Source organism: Variovorax sp. P4_D9 (genome assembly GCF_056401695.1).
The window spans coordinates 1-1,129 of the sequence record NZ_JBFUIU010001524.1 but is presented as its reverse complement, the minus strand read 5'-3'; the positions used below and the strand labels follow the sequence as shown (position 1 = coordinate 1,129).

Annotated in this window: 1 protein-coding gene; it reads left to right on the top strand. The window is 57.9% G+C overall.

Going from position 1 to position 1,129, the window contains the following annotated elements:
- Nucleotides 1-221 precede the first annotated feature (221 nt).
- Nucleotides 222-383: a hypothetical protein gene (locus tag AC1DY5_RS56590; protein WP_478122862.1), complete on the top strand. Its 162-nt coding sequence runs from the start codon at nt 222-224 to the stop codon at nt 381-383.
- Nucleotides 384-1,129: the final 746 nt, after the last annotated feature.

Here is a 1,129-nt window from a genome sequence, read left to right as displayed (position 1 = left end):
GTGTCGCGTGTGAGGCCTAACGTTTGACATGAGAGGCTTGTCCCGGCTTGCCGGGACAAGTCCTCTCGATGGAAGGGTTAAGCGCCGCTCTTTGCATGCCTCGACTTTGCGTGAGCCAGAGTTGCCAAATATGGCGCCAGAAGTGTGACGAGAAGGACGACAGGCCAGAGGTTACCGTCTTTGAATGTATACGCGACAAGCAACTCTGACCAAGACTTGTGTTGGATGTAGCGACCGAAGCTGAACTCGAAGGCCAGCGTGAGGCACAACCAAAGAACGCCTACAAAGAGACTTTGCGTGATCGTGATGCCTTGCTTGATGAGAACCAGGACATGGGCTACTACCGCCACGCACACGCAAAGCAATACCCCGCTCAGAACTAGGCCGCTCCTTCTGCCAAGAGCAGGAATCAGAACGGCCTCTCGCAAAGCACCATTTGCTATTGCCAGGCACAGGATGAGCGCCCAGGCTACGAGCGACTTGAGCAGTAGCACAGTTCCTCCTTGCGGCGCCTAACGTGTGGAGACAGTCGTGTCCGTTTATCACGGCTTGGTGTCTCCCTAATACGGCACCCCCAACCTGCTCGCAGGGCGCGCCTAGCCTAGGTTTGCGTTGCATATGTGTGTATTTATACAGTATTATCAAATCCGGCAAAAGCGGCACCGGCAGTGTGCCAGTCCTAACGGGCTACATCGTCGTGGTTAGCCCGATGGCTGGCTGCGTGCTGCTGATTGGAGGCAAGCATGCTCAGTCCGTCAATCATCCCTATGGGGAAGTCCGGCCGGTGGCTCGCGGCCTTCTCCGTCCACCGCCAGCCCAACTGCCTCCGCTTCAGTCGGTCAAGCTGCTCGACCAGGTCCGTGAGCGGATCCGCTACTTGCACTACAGACGGCATTCGCCACCCGGCAGAGATGGGCGGTGTCGCGAGTCGGCGTAATCCGGCCACCCGGAGTCGGCATATACCGGCCACTTGGCGTGGCGCCGAAGGGCATCTCGAAGCACCCATTGACGGTGCTATTTTGACGTGTTTTCGGAGCCCTTCTGGGGTGTCTTTCTGGATGTCGGAGCGACCTTCGGATCGCGATACGACGGCCCATCGAGTTCAAGGCAATAGGCGTTGTGGCGCAAC